The sequence below is a fragment of the Nonomuraea corallina genome (assembly GCF_027620315.1).
Taxonomy (GTDB): Bacteria; Actinomycetota; Actinomycetes; order Streptosporangiales; family Streptosporangiaceae; genus Nonomuraea; species Nonomuraea corallina.
In genome coordinates this window covers 1-16,935 of the sequence record NZ_JAPNNL010000159.1, presented here as the reverse complement: position 1 = coordinate 16,935, position 16,935 = coordinate 1, and the positions used below count along the sequence as shown (strand labels likewise).

Here is a 16,935-nt window from a genome sequence, read left to right as displayed (position 1 = left end):
CGCAGTTGGACGCGCACCGGGCAGCGGGAGAGGCCCCGCCTGACGGCCCGCGCCTCCAGGCCCAGGGCGGTGCAGATCAGCAGGGCCGTCATGGCGCCTGCCCGCAGGCTCGCAGGTAGCGGCCGAGGGCGCTGACGGGGAAGACGAGCCGGTACAGGTGGTAGTTGATGAAGAAGTCGCCGGGGAACCCCGTCCCGGTGAAGTACGGTTCGTCCCAGGTGCCGTCGGGGCGCTGGTGCTCGACCAGCCAGCGCACGCCGCCGTCCACCGCGGCCGACAGCTCTCCGGCGGCGAGCAGGGCCAGCAGCGCCCATGCCGTCTGCGAGGGCGTGGAGGCGCCGCGTCCGACCCACGCCGGGTCGGTGTAGGAGCGCAGGTCCTCACCCCAGCCGCCGTCCCGGTTCTGGTGGGACTCCAGCCAGGCGACCGCCCGGCGGACGCAGGCCGCCTCGCGCCGTACGCCGGCCGCGACCAGGGCGGGGACCACGGCGCCGGTGCCGTAGACGTGGTTGGCCCCCCAGCGGCCGAACCAGGAGCCGTCCGGCTCCTGCGCCTTGAGCAGCCAGAGCACGGCCCGCCGCAGCTCGGGCGAGCCGGGCCGTTCGTGCGCCAGGGCCTCGACGGCGTGCGCGGTCACGTCGGCCGACGGCGGGTCGATCACCGCGCCGAAGTCGCAGAACGGCAGCCTGGTGCAGAGCGTCCTGGTGTTGTCGGCGTCGAAGGCGGCGAATCCGCCGTCGCGGGAGGCCATCCCGGTCATCCAGCGCACGCCCCTGGCGATGGCGGCCCGCGCGTCCGGCCGGCCGGTCCGGCGCAGGGCGAGGACCACTTCGGCGGTGTCGTCGACGTCGGGGTAGAGGTCGTTGTCGAACTCGAACGCCCAGCCGCCCGGCGCCAGGCGGGGCCGTCGCACCGCCCAGTCGCCCGGCCCCCTGACCTCCTCCTGGAGCAGCCAGTCGGCGGCCTCGGCGACGGCCGGGTGCTCGGCGGGGACGCCGGCGTCGAGCAGGGCGTTGACGGCGAGCGCGGTGTCCCACACCGGGGACTGGCAGGCTTCGAGCCTGCGGCCTCGTTCGTCCCGGACGGTGAACCGGTCGAGGCCGCGGAGCCCTCGGCTCATGACCGGGTGGTCCAGGTCGTAGCCGGACAGGTGGAGCGCGATCAGCGAGTACACCCAGGGCGGCTGGATGCCTCCCCAGGAGCCGTCGGCCTCCTGCCGCGCCACGATCCATTCGGCGGCTCTCCTGAGCGCCGCCTCGCGCGGGCCTTTCACGGGCCGTCGTTCGTACCGGTTCAGCAGCCGGTCCAGGCCGTGGAAGAACCCCTCCCAGCCGGTCCTGGCCCGCCTCGGCGCGGGACGGCCGGTGCGCAGCTCGGCCAGGTCGAACGGGAGCGGGCGGACCGGCCGGTGGGCGCTGACGACCGTGAGGGGGACGATCGTCTGCCGGGCCCAGCAGGCCCAGTCGTAGACGTTCAGCGGGAACCACGACGGCAGGAACATCAGCTCCGGCGGCAGGACGGGCAGCCTGTCCCAGGGCCACTGCCCGAACAGGGCCAGCCAGATCCGGGTGAAGACCCGCGCCGACTCGATCCCGCCGGAGTCCCGTACGAAGGAGCGGGCGGCGCGCAGGTGGGCCGCCTCGGCGGGGTCGCCGGCCAGGCGCAGGGCGGCGTAGGCCTCGATCGTGGTGGACAGGTCGGGCGGGCCGCCGTGGAAGGTGGCCCAGGTGCCGTCGGCCCGCTGCTGGGACCGGATCCAGTGGGCCGCCTCGGCCGTGTCGTCCTTGGCCCGGATGCCGAGGAACTCCCGCAGCAGCAGGTCCTCGGCGTCCATGGTCACGTTGGTCTGCAGTTCGCCCTTCCACCAGCCCTGGGGCGATCGCAGGCCGATCAGGTGGTCGCGGGCGGCGTCCAGGGCCCGCCGCGCGCCGGACGGCGGGACGCCGGGCGCGGCTCGGAGCGTGTCGGCCGTTTTCATGATCAGTAGTCCCGGGTGGTGATGAAGCGGGCGATGTCCAGCAGTTGCTCCCGCACGTCCGTGGCGACGCGGGCGTCGGCGAGCCGGCGGCCGGCGCTGTCGAGCAGGTGCTTGGCCTGCGTCTCGGCCCAGGCCCGGCCTCCGGCGTCCTCCACGAGCCGCGCCGCCGTGCGCAGGTCGTGCTCCGTCAGCGGTCCCGGCTGTGCCAACAGCCGGGCCAGGCGTTCGCCCGCCGCGGTCCCGCTGGTGAGGGCCGCGACGACGGGCAGGCTCTTCTTGCGGGAGCGCAGGTCGGACCCGACGGGCTTGCCGGTCGTCTCCGGCCTGCCCCAGATGCCGAGCAGGTCGTCGGTCAGCTGGAAGGCGAGCCCCGCCTCGGCGCCGAACGCCGCCAGCCCGGCGACCAGGTCGGCGGGCCCGCCCGCGGCGGCCGCGCCGATCGAGCAGGCGCACGCGAACAGGTCGCCGGTCTTGTGCGCGGACATCTCGCGGCACTCGTCCAGGCTGACGTCCCGGCGGCGCTCGAACTCCAGGTCCAGGCCCTGGCCCCGGATGAGGCCGCGGGTGGCCGCGCTCAGCGAGCGGGCGGCGGCCGACCGGCCGGGGGCGTCGTGTTCCAGGAGCAGTTCGAAGGCCAGCGCCAGCAGGGCGTCCCCGGCCAGGATGGCCGCGGGCTCGCCGAAGACCCGCCACGCGGAGGGACGGCAGCGGCGCATCTCGTCGCCGTCCATGATGTCGTCGTGGATGAGCGAGAACGCGTGCACGAGCTCCACCGCGGCGGCGGCCGGCGCGCACTCCTCGGCGTCTCCCCCCGCCGCGCGGGCCGAGAGCAGGACCAGCGCCGGCCGCAACGCCTTGCCCGGGGCGGCCGAGGGCAGACCGGGGGCGCCGGCCCAGCCGAGGTGGTAGGCGCTCACCCGTGCCGTGAGCGGGTCCAGCCGGTCGACCGCCGCGCGCAGGACGGGCTCGACCAGCTCCCGTGCCTGCGCCACCACGGGCGGCAGGAGCGCGGTCATGACGCCGCTCCGCTGATCAGGTGCCGCCGGACCAGACCGGCCGCGTGCAGTCCGCTGCGCACCGCGCCCTCCATCGTGTCGGGCCAGCCCGTGTCCGTCCACGCGCCGGCGAGATACAGCCCTGGCCACCGGGTCCGCGCGCCGGGCCGGCGCGCGCCGCTGCCCGGCCCCTGGAAGAAGGTGGCCCGGCGTTCCCTGGTGACGAAGAAGTCGGTGACCCGCGCCTGACGCGCGGCGGGGAAGAGGCGTTCGAGCGCGGGCACGAACTCCGCCCGGATCGACGCCGTCGGCAGGTCGATCCACGGTTGCGCGGCCGACACCGAGACCGTGAGGTACTGTCCCGCGCTCAGCCCCGCCACGCCGGTCTTGTCGAAGACCCACTGGACCGGCGAGCCCACCGCCGCCGCGGCCGGCAGGTCGCTCACCCGGCGGTCGTAGACGACGTGCACGTTGACGATCGGGCTCGCGCCCAGCTCGTGCCAGCGGTCCCGGCCGGGCGCCGCCTCCACGGGCACGAGCCTGGCCGCCTGCTCGTGCGGCACCGCCACGATCACCGCGCTCGCGCGGGCCGGGACGCCGTCCACGACGACCGCCGGGCCTTCGGCGATCCCCGTGACCTTGGCCGACAGCCGCACCTCGCCGCCGTGCCGCTTGACGGCGTCGTGGGCGGCGGTGCCGTGCAGTTCGCCGAGCGGCGCGTCCGGGACGCCGATGTCGGCGGCGCCGGACCTGCCGAGCAGCGCGGTCCTGAACACCTTCACCGCGGGCCCGAGCGCCGCCTGGCCGGCGTCGGCGTTCAGCGCCGCCTTCGCGAACAGGTCCCAGAGCGCCTCGCGGGCGGGCCCGGTCTGGCCGTGCGCCGCCAGCCAGCTCTCCAGGGTGAGCCGGTCGAGCGCGGGGTCGGCGGGGTCCAGCCGGGCCAGCTCCAGCGCGCCCCGTACGGCACGCAGCCGGTCCGGCGGGCTCAGCAGGGAGTACGTCGCCAGCGCGGGCAGCAGGTGCAGCGGGCCGGGCAGCGCGGTGCGGCGCAGCCGCCCGCGGCGGCCCCCGGGCGTGAGGACGTGGACGTCGAACCGGTCCTGCAGCCGGACCCGGTCCAAGACGCCCATCCGGTCGAGCAGGCCCAGGTAGGCGGTGCAGCACCGGAGGAAGACGTGCTGGCCGTTGTCCACGGCCAGCCCGTCCCGGTCGAACGAGTGCGTGGCGCCGCCCAGCCTGGGACGCGCCTCGTACAGCGTCACCGCGTGGCCCGCCTCGCCCAGGGCGACGGCGGCGGCGATGCCGGCCAGCCCGCCGCCCACGATCGCGACCGGAGCCGCCGGTGAGCCGCTCATCGGCGGGCCCCGGCGACCGCGCGGGCCGCTATGGCCGTCTTACGCCAGGTGGGCAGCGAGGACCGGGCCGCCAGCGCGCTCGCCGGGTCGGCGGCGATCCGATCGAGCAGCGACCGGTAGATGCCGGCCATCGCCATCGCGCACGCCGCGCTGCGGCGGTCGAGCAGCCGCACCAGCCGGGTTCCTTCCTCGTACCACTCGCGGGCGCGGGCCGCCTCGTGCCGGACGAGCGCGGCGAGCCGGTCCGGCGGGTCGGTGAAGTCGCCCCCGGCGTCGACGGCCAGGGTGCAGCCGAAGCGTTCGAGATCTTCGGCGGGCAGGTAGACGCGTCCGGTGAGCCGGTCCTCGCGCACGTCGCGCAGGATGTTCGTGAGCTGCAGGGCGATCCCCAAGGCGTCGGCCAGTGGCTCGGCCTCGCGGTGGTCCTCGGCGCCGAAGACGCCCAGGGACAGCCGCCCGACGGACCCGGCGACGCACCGGCAGTAGCCGAGCAGCTCGTCGAAGCTCTGGTACGTGGCGCCGCGCACGTCGGCCGCGCACCCGTCGATCAGCTCCTCGAAGGCCCGCAGCGGGATGGGGTAGCGGCGGGCCGCGTCGTCCAGGGCGAGCAGGACGAGGTCCGTCTGGCCGGGGCCGATGCGGCGGAGGTCTTCACGGACGTCCGACAGCTCGTCGAGCCGCCGCTCGGCGGGACCGTCCGTGTCGCCGATGTCGTCGATCCGGCGGGCGAGGGCGTAGACCGCGCTGAGCGCCTGGCGCTTCGGCACGGGGAGCAACCGGATGCCGTAGGAGAAGTTCCTCGCCCGGGTGCGGACGATCTGTTCGCAGAGCCGGTACGCGTGGGACGGGGTCATCCGGTTCCTCACCTCCAGGTGGCCAGGACGCGCAGCCAGGCGGCCAGCCGGCGGTCGCGACGGGGGCGGACGGGACGGCCCAGGACGTCATGGGCCGCGTGTTCGAGTGCGGTGACGGTGGCCAGCCCGCCGGCGACGTATCCGGCGACCGCCAGCCGGGCGTGCCCGGACAGCGAGGCGACGAGCGGGCGGCCCTCGCGCAGCATCTCCGCGGCCCGCGCGGTCTGCAGGGCCACGACGCGGCGCAGCCGCTGCGGGGTCGTCGGCGCGGCCAGGTCGCTCTCGGCGCAGCCGAACCGTCGCAGGTCCTGCTCCGGCAGATAGATCCGGCCGCGCGCGTGGTCCTCGCCGACGTCCTGGCAGTGTTCGAGGATCTGCAGCGCGGAGCAGATCTGGTCGGACCAGGTCAGCCGCGCCGGCTCGGCCGCGCCGAACACGCGCAGGACGATGTGCCCGACGGGGTTCGCCGAGAGCGCGCAGTAGTCGAGAAGGTCGTCGAACGTGCGATAGCGGGTGATCGTCTGGTCGCGCCGGTTGGCCTCCAGCAGGCGGCGGAAGGGCTCGGCCGGGATCGAGCAGGCCCGCACCGTACGGGTGAGCGCGCGCACCACCGGCAGGCGTGGGACCGATCCGTCGTAGAGGCGGTCCAGGTCGGTCTCGACGTCGTCGAGCAGCCGCGACCGGTCGCCCGGCTCCGCCTCGTCGCCCAGGTCGTCGACGTGGCGGGCGAACGCGTACACGGCCATCAAATGGTGCCGGTAACCGGCCGGCAGCATTCTCAGAGCTACCGGAAAATTCTCCTGGCCGGCTTTCGCCATGAATGCGTGAGTACCGGTCCCGTGCGACGCCATTGCCAACGAATGCCCGCCGTGCGACGCCCAAAACGGGCTGCGGCCAGGCGCGAGGCACTTATGGGATCAGCCGGGGCCTCCTTTTGCGTCGCCATTCTTTTTCCTCGTGGCGGGCCAGGGAGAAGTGCTCTTTCCGTAAAGTATGTGAAACTACGGTTTCGTGGATGCGGTGAGCGGAAATCGGCATTTATCCGCACTTATAGCGAGGAGATACGCCGTGTACGGCCCGTCACGACATCCACAGATCGCCGCGTCCGCTTCCCACCTCGTGCTCCCCCAGCGGCCCCACGAGCAGGCCCGCCTCACGGCAACGGCCGACCACCTCGGGCAGCGCGCCGAGCGCCGAACGCCAGCACCCGGCGGCGGAGGTGTGGTCGGAGTCGTGCAGCACCACCGTCGCGCCGCCCTGCAGCCCCGGCAGCAGCCTCGCCATGACGGACTCCGGCGTGGCCGAAGCGGTCCAGTCCTTGCCCCACACGGTGCACAGCACCGGACGCAGCCGATGCGATCGGGCCGCGACCAGCGCCTCGGCGCTCAGCACCCCGTACGGCGGCCGGTACCAGACGGGCCGCTCCCCGGTGACCGAACGGACGAGCGCGGCCGCGCGGCCCATCTCCGCGGTGACCGCACCCGGACGGGTGACGAGGGCGTTGGTGTGCCGCCAGCCGTGCACCGCCAGCTCGTGTCCCTCGGCCGCGATCCGTCGCCCCACCTCGGGGTGGCGTTCGAGCATCTCGCCGAGGACGAAGAACGTCGCCCGGCAGCCGAGGCGGCCGAGCTCGTCCAGGAACCGCGGCGTGGAGCGCGGGTCGGGACCGTCGTCGAAGGTCAGCGCGACATGGTCGTCACGGCCCGCCCCCGCCAGCCGGGGCAGCCGGCGCCGCACCGCGGCCAGCCAGGTGGCGCCCGGGCCCGCGTGGACGAGCGCCAGCCCCGCCAGCGCCGCCGCCGCTGCGGCCCGACGGGTCATCCCGCCCTCCGGCCGGCCGGGCGATGAACGCCGAGGGCAGACGGCTGCTGATCATCAGCGCCGGCATGGGCGCCGGGCACGACGCCGTGGCCGCGGAACTGGCCCGCCGCCTCGCCCGCCTGGGCGCCGACGTGCAGGTGGTCGACGTGCTGCATCTGCTCCCCCTCCGCCTGGGCCGTCTGCTGCGCGGGTCGTACCACTGGATGATCAGACGCGCCCCCTGGCTGTACGAGGTGATCTACCGGGTCTTCTTCGTGGCCAAACGCGCCCCCACGGTCTCCCCGCTGACGGCTCTGGCCGGGAGCCGGCTGCTGCGCCTGGTCGCGCGCCGCCCGCCCGACGAGGTGATCTCGACCTTCCATGTCGCGGCCCAGGTCGCCGGGGCGCTGCGGCGGCGTGGCCGGCTGGCGGCGACGAGCACCGTGCTCGTGACCGACTTCGCCGTGCACCGGCTGTGGCTGCATCCGGGCAACGACCGGTACCTGTGCCCGAACCCGGCGACGGTGCCCCGCGTCGCCGCGCTGACCGGCCGGCCCGTGTCCGCGCACGCCCCGGTGGTCCGGCCGGCGTTCCTCGGCTGCGGCGGGCGGACGGGCGCAGCGGTCCGGGCCCGGATCGGCGCGGCGCCGGGAGACCGGCTGGTGCTGATCTCCTCCGGATCGTGGGGCGTGGGGGACATCGCGGAGACCGCGAGGATCGTCGCGCGTTCCGGGCGGTACGTCCCGGTCGTCCTGTGCGGGCGCAACGCCGAGCTGCGCCGCCGTCTCGCCGGCCTCCCGGCGGGGCTGGTGCTCGGCTGGCAGGAGGACATGCCCGCGCTCATGGCGCAGGCCCACGCCCTGGTCGACAACGGCGCGGGGCTGACCTGCGAGGAGGCCTTCGCCGCGGGCCTGCCCGTCGTCTCCTACCGGCCCATACCGGGACACGGCCGTGACGGGGCGCTGGCCATGGCCCGCGCGGAGGTGACCGTGCACGCGCCCGACGCCGCGGCGCTCGTGCGCGCGCTCGCCCAGTTGGAGGACGTACGCCGCCGCGAGCGCCTGGTCAGCCGGGCCTCGGCCCTGTTCCACGCCGAGCCCGCCGAGGCGGTGCTGCTGTCAGCGCCCCTGCGACGGTGACGCGAGCTCCCTGAGCAGGGGCGCCCTGGCGAGCATCACGCTGCCCAGGAAGATCGCGCCCATCCCGGCCACCTCCAGAACGATCCACGCCCCCGCACGGACGTCCTCCCCGAACATCAGGGTGCCGTACAGGATGCTGGCGACCGGGTCGCTGGTGGTGAGCGCCGGCTGCGCGACCACCAGCGGCCCGCTCTTGAACGTGACCTGCAGGAGGAACAGGCTGCACAGCCCCGCGACCACCATCGCGTACGGCTGCCACGAGGTCGCCAGGGACCCCGGGTCGCTCTCCAGGGTGGCGAGGGTCTCCTTCATGAGCGCGGCGGTGAAGGCGAACCCGAAGCCCGTCGCCACCCCGAACAGCGCGGGCCGGCCACGGCCTCCGAAGAGGCGCGCCACCGCGCAGAGCCCGAGGATCGCCCCGATCGTCGCGGTCGCCGCCAGTGCCCACACCTCCATGCTGGGCCGGTCGTGGCCGACGCCGGGCCGCGCGCTCAGCAGGAAGACCGCCAGCCCGCCGGTCATCGTCGCGACCGCCAGCCACAGCTGCCGCCCCACGTGCCCGCCCAGCACGATCGGGATCAGGAGCAGGGTGAAGGGCAGCTCCGTGACCAGGATCGGCTGGACCAGCGCCAGAGGGCCTGTCGCCAGCGCCGAGGCCTGGAAGACGAAGCCGCCGATGAGCGCGGCGATCCCGGCCAGCCAGACCGGCCGCCGGATCAGCGTCAGGAGCTCCCCGGGCCCGAACTCCTCGTCCGTGGGCAGGGTCCGCGCCGCCTGACGCTGGAGGTTGGAGGCCGCGGCGTTGCAGGCCGCGGCCAGCAGCGCCAGAACTACCGAGATCAACACCCCTCGCCTTCGATGCCGTAGAGCCGTCCGGGGAGGGGGACACCCGGCTCTGACCGGGACTTACCACGTGCCACGCGGCGGAAACGGCGCTTTACGAACTCCGCGCCACGGCCTGGGACTCCACGACCACTGTCAGCCGGCCGGGACCCGGGGGCGGTTCCACCAGAGGGACAGGCCCAGGGCGGCGGCGACGAGGACGGCCCCGCCGACGGCGAAGGCGGCCGCCGTGTCGACCTTCTGGCGGATGACGGTGAAGCTGCCGGGCAGCGAGTCGAGCGCGCTCTGGAGCTGGTCGGCGTTCTCGGCGCGGTGGTAGGAGCCGCCGGTGGTCTGGGCGATCCGCTTGAGCGCGGGCTCGTCGATGGTGCGCGGGTTGCGGCCGCCCCGGTCGAACCCGCCCCGGCCGCCGCCCCAGCCGAAGCCGCGGCCGTCGAACTGGGAGCCGGCGCAGACCATCGGGGCCGGATTCGTGGTGCCGAAGCCGATGGTGAAGACGCGGACGCGGCGCAGGGCGGCCTCCTGGGCGGCGGTCTGCGGGTCGACGCCCTGGGTGTTCGCGCCGTCGGTCAGCACGACGATCGCGGCCCCGGCGTGCCCCTCACCGCCGCCGGGGTCCGCACCGGTGGGGGCGACCGCCGGGTCGACCTCGGCGATCGCGTCGATCGAGGTGAGCATGGCCTGGCCGATCGCGGTGCCGCGGGCCACGCCGAGCCCGTCCAGCGCCTCGATCAGCGCGTCGGTGTCGTCGGTGGGGGGCACCAGCAGGCCGGCCGTTCCCGCGAACGTGACCAGGCCGATGCGCGGCCCGCCGCGCTGCGACTCGATGAACTCCGCGGCGGCCTCCCTCGCGGCGGTCAGCCGGTTGGGCGCGACGTCCGTGGAGCACATGGAGCCGGAGGTGTCGAGCGCGAGCAGGATCGTCGCCGACGTCTGCGGCACCGGCACCGACGCCTGCGGCCTCGCGGCCCCGGCCGCCAGCAGCGCGAGCCCGGCCACGAGCAGCGCCGGAGGGATCTTGCGCGTCCAGCGGGTGCGGCCGGGCAGGGCGTCGCGGACCAGCGCGAGAGAGGTGACGCGCACGGCGGCGCGCCGGCGGCGGCGCAGCGCCCACCAGCGGATGGCGAAGATCAACGGGATGACCAGGACTGACAGCAGCGCCCACGGCCACGACAACGACATTCAGATCACCCGTCCAGATCGGAGCACGGTGCGCGCCGCTCCCCCGGTGAGAAGCGCGAGGGCCAGCCCGATCAAGGCGCCGGCGAGGGGCAGCGGCTCGTCGGAGACGGTGAGCCGCAGGTCGATCGTGTCGGCGATCGCGTCGAGCCGCGCGGCGTCGGAGGCGGGGTGGTAGTCGCCGCCGGTGGTCCGCGCGATGAGGGTGAGGGTCTCCTCGTCGAGCGAGGTCTGCAGGTGGAATCCGTCCACCCGCACCGCCGCCCCGGCCGTGGTGCCGACCCCGACCGTGTGGATGTGGACGCCCGCCCGCTGCGCGACGGCCGCGGCCTGTTCGACGTCGCCGCCCTGGTTCTGGCCGTCGGTGAACATCACGATCGTCGCGGAAGGCCAGTAGCCGATGTCGGGGGCCTCGCCGTCGCGGCCGAGCGCCACCTGCTTGCCGGTGATCGCCGACAGTGACCCGGTGATGGCCGTGCCGAGCGAGGTGCCGCCGGTGAGCTTCAGCCGGTCGATGGCCTTGAGCGCGACGGAGTGGTCGGCGTCGGGCCGTGCCGTGGTGAGTGCTCCGCGCTCGAACGCGACGACCCCGATGTCGACGCTGTCGGGCTGCGCCTCGACGAACGCGCGGGCGGCCCGCTGCGCCGCCGCCAGCCGGGTGGGCGCGACGTCGTCGGCGCCCATGCTGTTGGAGACGTCGACCGCGAGGATGACGGTCCCGGCGGTGCGCGGGACCGGCACCATGGCCGCCGGTCCTGCGCCGGCGAACGCCAGCACGCCGACGCCGGCGATCGTCAGACCGGCCCCGAGGTACGTCCCGCGCCCGCCCCGCACGACGACCCCGGCCGCGGCGAGCGCGGCCGCCCGTCGCCTCGCCGAGACGACGACCGCCCAGGCGAGCGCCGCCGTGACGAGCAGTCCGACGGCCAGCAGCAGCGGGGAGGACAGCGTCATGAGTCCTCCCCCGCCGGCCCCGCGAACCCGGTCATGGCGCCCGGTTCCTGGTCCTGGCGACGACCTCGACGAGCGACTCGGCCAGGTCGCGGCCGGTGTCGACGCGGTGGACGGGCACACCGGCGCGGCGCATGCCCGCCGCCAGCCGGGCGTCGCGGGCGTCGACGGCCTCGCGGAACCGTACCCGCAGCAGCGGGTCGGCGGAGTCGACGACGAGCTGCTCGCCGGTCTCGGCGTCCTCGACGACGATCAGCCCGGCCTCGGGCAGCACGTCGTCGGCGGTGTCCACGATCCGCAGCGCGGCCACCTCGTGCCGCCGGGCCAGCCGCTGGAGCGAGCGTTCCCAGTCGCCGTCGCCGATGAAGTCCGACAGCACGAGGACGAGGGCGCGGCGGCGGGCGAGCCGCCCGGCCGCGTCGAGCATCTCCGCCAGGTCGGTGGTGGCGCCGCCGCGCCCCGCGGCGGTCCGCTCCAGTTCGGCGGCGATCCGCAGCGCGTGCCGCCGGGAGGTGCCGGGCGGCACGACGCGCAGCATCCCGGTGTCGAAGAGCAGCGCGCCGACGCGGTTGCCGCCCCGGCCGAACAGCCGGGCCAGGACCAGCGCGAGCTCGGCCAGCACGTCGTGCTTGCCGCGACCCGGCCGGCCCGCCGCCATCGACGCCGACCGGTCGAGCACCAGCCACACCGTCAGCTCACGGTCCTCGGTGAACACCCGCAGGTGCGGCTCGTCCAGCCGCGCGGTCACGTTCCAGTCGATGTGCCGGGCGTCGTCGCCGTCCCCGTACGGGCGCAGCCCGGTGAAGTCGATCCCGGAGCCGCGGTACGCGGTGCGGTGGTCGCCCTGGAGCCGGCCGTCGAGCCTGCGGACGACCTTCCACTCCAGGCGGAGCAGGAGCTTCTCGGGGGCGGTGGCCATGGCTCAGCGGCTCTGCAGGACGACGTCGGGCGCCCGGACCGCCCCGAGCACCCTGGTGACGATCGTGTCGGGGTCGACCTCGTCCGCGAGCGCCTCGTACGACAGGACGAGACGGTGGCGCAGCACGTCGAGCGCGAGCTCCGCCAGGTCGTGCGGCAGCACGTAGTCGCGGCCGCGCAGGAACGCCAGCGCGCGGGCGCCGGTGACCAGGGCGATGGACGCCCGCGGGCTCGCCCCGTGCGTGACGTACCGTTCCAGCTCGCCGAGCCCGGCCGTCGCGGGGGACCGTGTGACGGCGACGAGCCGTACCGCGTAGTCGACGATCGCCGGATCGACGTACACCTGCCGGGCGCGGACCCGCATCGCCATCAGGTCGTCGGCGGTCACCATCGGCTGCGGCGGCTCGGGCGGGCGCAGCGCCCGGCTGACGATCGCCTGCTCCTCCGCCTGCGTCGGATAGTCGACGACCACCTTCATCATGAACCGGTCGACCTGGGCCTCGGGCAGCGGGTAGGTGCCCTCCGACTCGATCGGGTTCTCGGTCGCCATGACCAGGAACGGCTCCGGCACCCGGAACGTCTCCCTGCCGATCGTCACCTGATGCTCCTGCATCACCTCCAGCAGGGCGCTCTGCACCTTCGCGGGGGCGCGGTTGATCTCGTCGGCCAGCAGCAGGTTCGTGAACACCGGGCCGAGCTCGGTGCGGAACTCGCCGGAGTGCTGGTGGTAGACCCGCGTGCCCACGAGGTCGGCGGGCACCAGGTCGGGGGTGAACTGGACGCGCTGGAAGGTCCCGTCGATCGCGGCGGCCAGCGACCGCACGGCGAGCGTCTTGGCCAGGCCCGGCACGCCCTCCACCAGCAGGTGGCCGTCGGCGACCAGCGCGACGGCCATCCGCTCCAGCAGCACGTCCTGGCCCACGATCGTGCGCTTGACCTCGAACAGCACGTGTTCGAGCGGATGGGCAGGGGGCTTGGTCGAGGTCATCGTGTCCCTTCTCGTCAGATCTGGGGTCCGTCGCCGGGCGGGCCGTCGCCTTCGACGCCCAGGGCCGCGCCGATCGGCACCGCGAACGCGATGCCGGCGAACGCCTCGTCGCCTCCCGGATCGGCGATCGAGACGACGATCCCGACGACCAGGCCGCGGGCGTCCAGCAGGGGGCCGCCCGAGCTGCCCGGGTTGGCGGCGGCGTCGAACTGGATGAGCCCTCTCAGGCCCTTCTGGGTGGTCCGGTCCAGCCCGGACACGACGCCGGTGGAGACGCTGTGGGTGAGGCCGAGCGGGTTGCCGATGGCCACGACGGGCGCGCCGACGGTCACGGCGCCGCCGAGCGTCGCCGGGACGACGATCTCCGGCAGCTTCTCGGGCCTGAGCATCGCGATGTCGCGCCCGGGGTCGGCGGACGCGACGGCGGCCCTGGCCCTGGTGCCGTCGGCGTAGGTCAGGGTCACCTCGTCGGCGTCCTTGACGACGTGGTGGGCGGTCAGGATCGTGCCGTCCTCGGCCGCGATCACCCCGGTGCCGAGCGACCGCCCGGCCCGGACGACCACCACCGACGGCCCGGCCCGCTGGAAGACCTCGGCCGTGGTGAGCGTCGCGGTGGGGGTCGGTGTCGGGCTGGGCGCGGGCGCGGCCTCCTCGCCGCTCCCGCTGCCGGCCCCGAGCCAGTACGCCAGCACGGCCACGAGGACGAGGGCGACGCCGCCGGCGACGACGAGCCGAGCCTTCCCGGCCGCGGCCGGCTGAGCCTCGGCCGCACCGTCATCCTGCGGCACGCGCTCCATCGCCCCATATTCGTAAATCTCAGACAAAAGCGCCATAAACTCCGCCTGAGAACTCCATGAGAACCGCCATTGTCACCGCCCCGCGTTCCGTTCGGCGTACGAGCGTGAGGGCGGGGAGCCGGGATTAGGATCGGGCCATGGCCCTGTCCGTCAGTGACGTCGACCGGTTCGAGGCCGCCAGGCCACGGCTGGAGGCCATCGCCTACCGCTTGCTCGGCTCCGCCGGGGAGGCCGAGGACGCCGTGCAGGAGACGTTCCTGCGCTGGCAGGCCGCCGACGCCGAGCGCATCGAGGTGCTCGAAGCCTGGCTGACGAAGGTCCTCACCAACCTGTGCCTCAACCAGCTCGCCTCCGCGCGGGCGCGCCGTGAGACCTACGTGGGCCACTGGCTGCCGGAGCCGCTGCTCGCCGGTGACCCGATGCTCGGCCCCGCCGACACCGCCGAGCAGCGCGAGTCGCTCTCGTACGCGGTGCTCACCCTGATGGAGCGGCTCACCCCCAACGAGCGGGCGGTGTACGTGCTGCGGGCTGCCTTCGACTACCCGCACCGCGAGATCGCCGAGATCCTCGGCCTCACCGAGGCCGCCAGCCAGCAGATCTTCCACCGCGCGAAGAAGCACGTCGCCGACGGCAGGACCCGCGCCGAGGTCGACGGGGCCACGGCCCGGCGGATCGTCGAGGAGTTCCTGACGGCGGCCGGAAACGGCGAGACCGAGCCGCTCGTGCGCCTGCTCACCGAGGACGCCTTCGGGATCGGTGACGGCGGCGGGAAGGTCCCGACCCGGGACTTCGTGGGCGCCACCGCGATCGCGACGTTCCTGCGCGGGCTGTTCAGGCCGGGCAAGGCCAAGCGCGACCTCGTCGGCGGCAGGCCCGAGATCCACCTGTCCACCGCCAACGGCGGCCCCGCCGTCGTCGCCGTCGTCGACGGCCGGATCATCGGCATCATGTGCCTGGACGTCACCGCCGAGGGCATCGCCGCGTTCCACAACCAGGTCAACCCGAGCAAGCTCGAACGCGCGACCGCGCGGTGGGCGGCCGGCGACCACGGGGAGCCGCTGTTCACCGCCTTCTGATCACGCTGTGAGGTGATTCACACCGCGTTCCTGTCAGCAAACGGCGGGCCGCCCGGTTCAAGGGGCAAACCCGCGGAAGGCAGGAGCCACGACATGCAGCACCGCATCATCGTCCTCGGAGCCGGATACGCCGGAGCCATCGCGGCCGGGCGGCTCGCCAAGCGGCTGCGCCGCGAGGACGTCGCCATCACCCTGGTCAACGCCGAGCCCGACTTCGTGGAGCGCGTCCGCATGCACCAGCTCGCCGTCGGCCAGGACCTCAGGCCGCGGCCGTTCGGCGAGATGTTCGCGGGCACCGGCGTACGGCTGAAGCAGGGGCGGGTCACCGGCGTGGACGTCGTCCGCAAGACCGTCACCCTCGCCGACGCCGGCGAACTCGGCTACGACACGCTGGTCTACGCCCTCGGCAGCGGCTGGAACCCCCAGGGCGTGCCCGGGGTCGCCGAGCACGCCCACGAGATCGCCAGTCGTCCCGGAGCCCTCCGGCTGCGCGAGCGCCTGGCCGGCCTCGACGCCGGGCGGCGCGTGGTCGTCGTCGGCGGCGGCCTCACCGGGCTGGAGGCGGCGACCGAGATCGCCGAGGCCCGCCCGGACCTCGGCGTCGCCCTCGTGGCCCGCGACGGCCTCGGCGACTGGCTCTCCCCCCGGGGCCGCGCCCACCTGCGGCGGGTCTTCGGCAGGCTCGGCATCAAGGTGTACGAGCACGCCGAGGTGACCGGCGTGGAGCCCGGCCGCGTCGTCACCGCGGCCGGGGACGACATCCCGGCCGAGGTCACCGTGTGGACCACCGGCTTCGCGGTCCACCCGATCGCGCGGGCGACCGCCCTGAAGGTCGGCGAAACCGGGCAGATCGTGGTCGACCGGACCATGCGCTCGGTCTCGCACCCCGACGTGTACGCCGTCGGCGACGCCGCCCTGGCGATGGGCCCCGGTGACAAGCCGCTGCGGATGTCGTGCGCCTCGGGAGGCCCGACCGCGTGGCAGGCCGCCGACGCCATCGCGGCGCGCCTGACCGGCCGGAAGCCGCCGAAGATGCCGATCCGCTACGTCAACCAGTGCATCTCGCTGGGCCGCGGAGAGGGCCTGATCCAGTACGTGACGGCCGACGACCGCGCCGTGCGGCCGATCCTGACCGGCCGGCTCGCCGCCGTCTACAAGGAACTGATCTGCAGGGGCGCCGCCTGGAGCGTCGCCAACCCGACCCTGGGCCTCCCCACCCGCCGCCACCCGCTGACCCGGCGTTCCGCCACGACCGGCTCTCCCGTCAAGACACCGGCCTGACCCGCCTCGGTCCAGGGCCTCCTGCGAAGGCGCGGATGGTCAGGGGCCGCCGGGGACGACCAGGCCGGATTCGTAGGCGAGGACCACGAGCTGGGCGCGGTCGCGGGCGCGGAGCTTGGTCATGGCGCGGTTGACGTGGGTCTTCGCCGTCATCGGGCTGATCACCAGGCGGGCCGCGATCTCGTCGTTGGACAGGCCGCGGGCGACCAGGGCGACGGTCTCGCGTTCGCGGTTGGTCAGCTGGCTCAGCGCCGCGCCGGCGGCGGGGGTGAGCGGCTGGGCGACGTACCGGTGGATGAGCTTGCGGGTGATCGACGGGGCGAGCAGCGCGTCGCCCCGTGCGGCCACCCGTACGGCGTGCAGGAGGTCCTCGGGCACGATGTCCTTGACCAGGAAGCCGGCCGCGCCGGCCCGCAGCGCGTCGAAGACGTGCTCGTCCAGGCCGTAGTTGGTCAGGATGACGACGTGCACCCCGGCCAGGGCGGGGTCCGCGGCGATGCGCCGGGTCGCCTCGATGCCGTCGACGACCGGCATCTGGATGTCGACGAGGGCGATGTCGGGCAGGTGCCGTCTGGCCAGGTCGACGCCCGCCGCACCGTCGCCGGCCTCAGCCACTACCTCGATGTCGTCCTCGAGGTCGAGCAGCGCGCGGAATCCGCTGCGGATGAGCGGCTGGTCGTCGACCAGCAGGACGCGGATCACGACGCCAGGTCCACGGGAAGCTCGGCCCGCACGGTGAAGCCGCCCTCGCCGCGCGGACCCGCGCTCAGCCGGCCGCCGA

Annotated in this window: 16 protein-coding genes; 3 read left to right on the top strand and 13 right to left on the bottom strand. The window is 74.6% G+C overall.

What is annotated here, in order from left to right; all coding sequences use genetic code 11:
* Positions 1-88 precede the first annotated feature (88 nt).
* The 6 genes from shc to OUY22_RS29090 form a co-directional block, all read right to left on the bottom strand.
* The gene (gene shc / locus OUY22_RS29115; RefSeq protein ID WP_270158395.1) at positions 89-1,978 is read right to left on the bottom strand and encodes a squalene--hopene cyclase; all 1,890 of its coding nucleotides are present in this window, start codon (positions 1,976-1,978) and stop codon (positions 89-91) included.
* A gap of 2 nt (positions 1,979-1,980) precedes the next feature.
* Positions 1,981-2,994 carry a polyprenyl synthetase family protein gene (locus OUY22_RS29110; RefSeq protein ID WP_270158394.1) on the bottom strand — a complete coding sequence of 338 codons (1,014 nt, stop codon included), beginning with the start codon at positions 2,992-2,994 and terminating at the stop codon, positions 1,981-1,983.
* Positions 2,991-4,328, bottom strand: a complete 1,338-nt coding sequence (gene hpnE, locus OUY22_RS29105) for a hydroxysqualene dehydroxylase HpnE (RefSeq protein WP_270158393.1) — start codon at positions 4,326-4,328, stop codon at positions 2,991-2,993. Before hpnE ends, OUY22_RS29110 begins: the two co-directional genes overlap by 4 nt.
* Complete coding sequence (gene hpnD, locus OUY22_RS29100) at positions 4,325-5,182, bottom strand: presqualene diphosphate synthase HpnD (protein ID WP_270158392.1); 858 nt, start codon at positions 5,180-5,182, stop codon at positions 4,325-4,327. Before hpnD ends, hpnE begins: the two co-directional genes overlap by 4 nt.
* Positions 5,183-5,190: 8 nt before the next feature.
* A complete protein-coding gene (gene hpnC / locus OUY22_RS29095; RefSeq protein ID WP_270158391.1) occupies positions 5,191-6,000 on the bottom strand; it encodes a squalene synthase HpnC in 810 nt (269 codons plus the stop codon).
* Between the two features lie 262 nt (positions 6,001-6,262).
* Positions 6,263-7,003: a polysaccharide deacetylase family protein gene (locus OUY22_RS29090; RefSeq protein ID WP_270158390.1), complete on the bottom strand. Its 741-nt coding sequence runs from the start codon at positions 7,001-7,003 to the stop codon at positions 6,263-6,265.
* Between the two features lie 23 nt (positions 7,004-7,026).
* Between OUY22_RS29090 and OUY22_RS29085 the strand changes: the two genes are divergently transcribed.
* Positions 7,027-8,121, top strand: a complete 1,095-nt coding sequence (locus tag OUY22_RS29085) for an MGDG synthase family glycosyltransferase (RefSeq protein ID WP_270158389.1) — start codon at positions 7,027-7,029, stop codon at positions 8,119-8,121.
* On the opposite strand, the gene OUY22_RS29080 is transcribed toward OUY22_RS29085, so the two are convergent.
* The 6 genes from OUY22_RS29080 to OUY22_RS29055 form a co-directional block, all read right to left on the bottom strand.
* A complete protein-coding gene (locus OUY22_RS29080; RefSeq protein WP_270158388.1) occupies positions 8,101-8,964 on the bottom strand; it encodes a DMT family transporter in 864 nt (287 codons plus the stop codon). The genes OUY22_RS29085 and OUY22_RS29080 overlap by 21 nt on opposite strands.
* A gap of 135 nt (positions 8,965-9,099) precedes the next feature.
* Positions 9,100-10,146, bottom strand: coding sequence for a vWA domain-containing protein (locus OUY22_RS29075; protein ID WP_270158387.1), 1,047 nt, complete (start codon positions 10,144-10,146; stop codon positions 9,100-9,102).
* Positions 10,147-11,097 (bottom strand): VWA domain-containing protein, encoded by a 951-nt coding sequence (locus OUY22_RS29070; RefSeq protein WP_270158386.1) that lies wholly within the window; start codon positions 11,095-11,097, stop codon positions 10,147-10,149.
* A 31-nt stretch (positions 11,098-11,128) separates the two neighbouring features.
* Complete coding sequence (locus tag OUY22_RS29065) at positions 11,129-12,013, bottom strand: DUF58 domain-containing protein (protein WP_270158385.1); 885 nt, start codon at positions 12,011-12,013, stop codon at positions 11,129-11,131.
* Between the two features lie 3 nt (positions 12,014-12,016).
* Positions 12,017-13,000 (bottom strand): AAA family ATPase, encoded by a 984-nt coding sequence (locus tag OUY22_RS29060; protein WP_270158384.1) that lies wholly within the window; start codon positions 12,998-13,000, stop codon positions 12,017-12,019.
* Positions 13,001-13,014: 14 nt separating this feature from the next.
* Entirely contained in the window at positions 13,015-13,797 is a 783-nt protein-coding gene (locus tag OUY22_RS29055; protein WP_270158383.1) for a S1C family serine protease, read from the bottom strand.
* Positions 13,798-13,934: 137 nt separating this feature from the next.
* Here OUY22_RS29055 and OUY22_RS29050 point away from each other — a divergent pair, with 137 nt between their 5' ends.
* Both OUY22_RS29050 and OUY22_RS29045 read left to right on the top strand, forming a co-directional pair.
* Positions 13,935-14,873: a sigma-70 family RNA polymerase sigma factor gene (locus tag OUY22_RS29050; RefSeq protein WP_270158382.1), complete on the top strand. Its 939-nt coding sequence runs from the start codon at positions 13,935-13,937 to the stop codon at positions 14,871-14,873.
* A gap of 93 nt (positions 14,874-14,966) precedes the next feature.
* Complete coding sequence (locus tag OUY22_RS29045) at positions 14,967-16,154, top strand: NAD(P)/FAD-dependent oxidoreductase (protein WP_270158381.1); 1,188 nt, start codon at positions 14,967-14,969, stop codon at positions 16,152-16,154.
* A 39-nt stretch (positions 16,155-16,193) separates the two neighbouring features.
* On the opposite strand, the gene OUY22_RS29040 is transcribed toward OUY22_RS29045, so the two are convergent.
* Positions 16,194-16,856 carry a response regulator gene (locus tag OUY22_RS29040; RefSeq protein WP_270158380.1) on the bottom strand — a complete coding sequence of 221 codons (663 nt, stop codon included), beginning with the start codon at positions 16,854-16,856 and terminating at the stop codon, positions 16,194-16,196.
* Between the last annotated feature and the right edge of the window lie 79 nt (positions 16,857-16,935).

Coding starts and splice junctions, on each gene's coding strand:
- shc (WP_270158395.1), bottom strand. CDS start 1,978: ATGAAAACGGCCGACACGCTCCGAGCCGCGCCCGGCGTCCCGCCGTCC.
- OUY22_RS29110 (WP_270158394.1), bottom strand. CDS start 2,994: ATGACCGCGCTCCTGCCGCCCGTGGTGGCGCAGGCACGGGAGCTGGTC.
- hpnE (WP_270158393.1), bottom strand. CDS start 4,328: ATGAGCGGCTCACCGGCGGCTCCGGTCGCGATCGTGGGCGGCGGGCTG.
- hpnD (WP_270158392.1), bottom strand. CDS start 5,182: ATGACCCCGTCCCACGCGTACCGGCTCTGCGAACAGATCGTCCGCACC.
- hpnC (WP_270158391.1), bottom strand. CDS start 6,000: ATGGCGAAAGCCGGCCAGGAGAATTTTCCGGTAGCTCTGAGAATGCTG.
- OUY22_RS29090 (WP_270158390.1), bottom strand. CDS start 7,003: ATGACCCGTCGGGCCGCAGCGGCGGCGGCGCTGGCGGGGCTGGCGCTC.
- OUY22_RS29085 (WP_270158389.1), top strand. CDS start 7,027: ATGAACGCCGAGGGCAGACGGCTGCTGATCATCAGCGCCGGCATGGGC.
- OUY22_RS29075 (WP_270158387.1), bottom strand. CDS start 10,146: ATGTCGTTGTCGTGGCCGTGGGCGCTGCTGTCAGTCCTGGTCATCCCG.
- OUY22_RS29070 (WP_270158386.1), bottom strand. CDS start 11,097: ATGACGCTGTCCTCCCCGCTGCTGCTGGCCGTCGGACTGCTCGTCACG.
- OUY22_RS29065 (WP_270158385.1), bottom strand. CDS start 12,013: ATGGCCACCGCCCCCGAGAAGCTCCTGCTCCGCCTGGAGTGGAAGGTC.
- OUY22_RS29060 (WP_270158384.1), bottom strand. CDS start 13,000: ATGACCTCGACCAAGCCCCCTGCCCATCCGCTCGAACACGTGCTGTTC.
- OUY22_RS29055 (WP_270158383.1), bottom strand. CDS start 13,797: ATGGAGCGCGTGCCGCAGGATGACGGTGCGGCCGAGGCTCAGCCGGCC.
- OUY22_RS29050 (WP_270158382.1), top strand. CDS start 13,935: ATGGCCCTGTCCGTCAGTGACGTCGACCGGTTCGAGGCCGCCAGGCCA.
- OUY22_RS29045 (WP_270158381.1), top strand. CDS start 14,967: ATGCAGCACCGCATCATCGTCCTCGGAGCCGGATACGCCGGAGCCATC.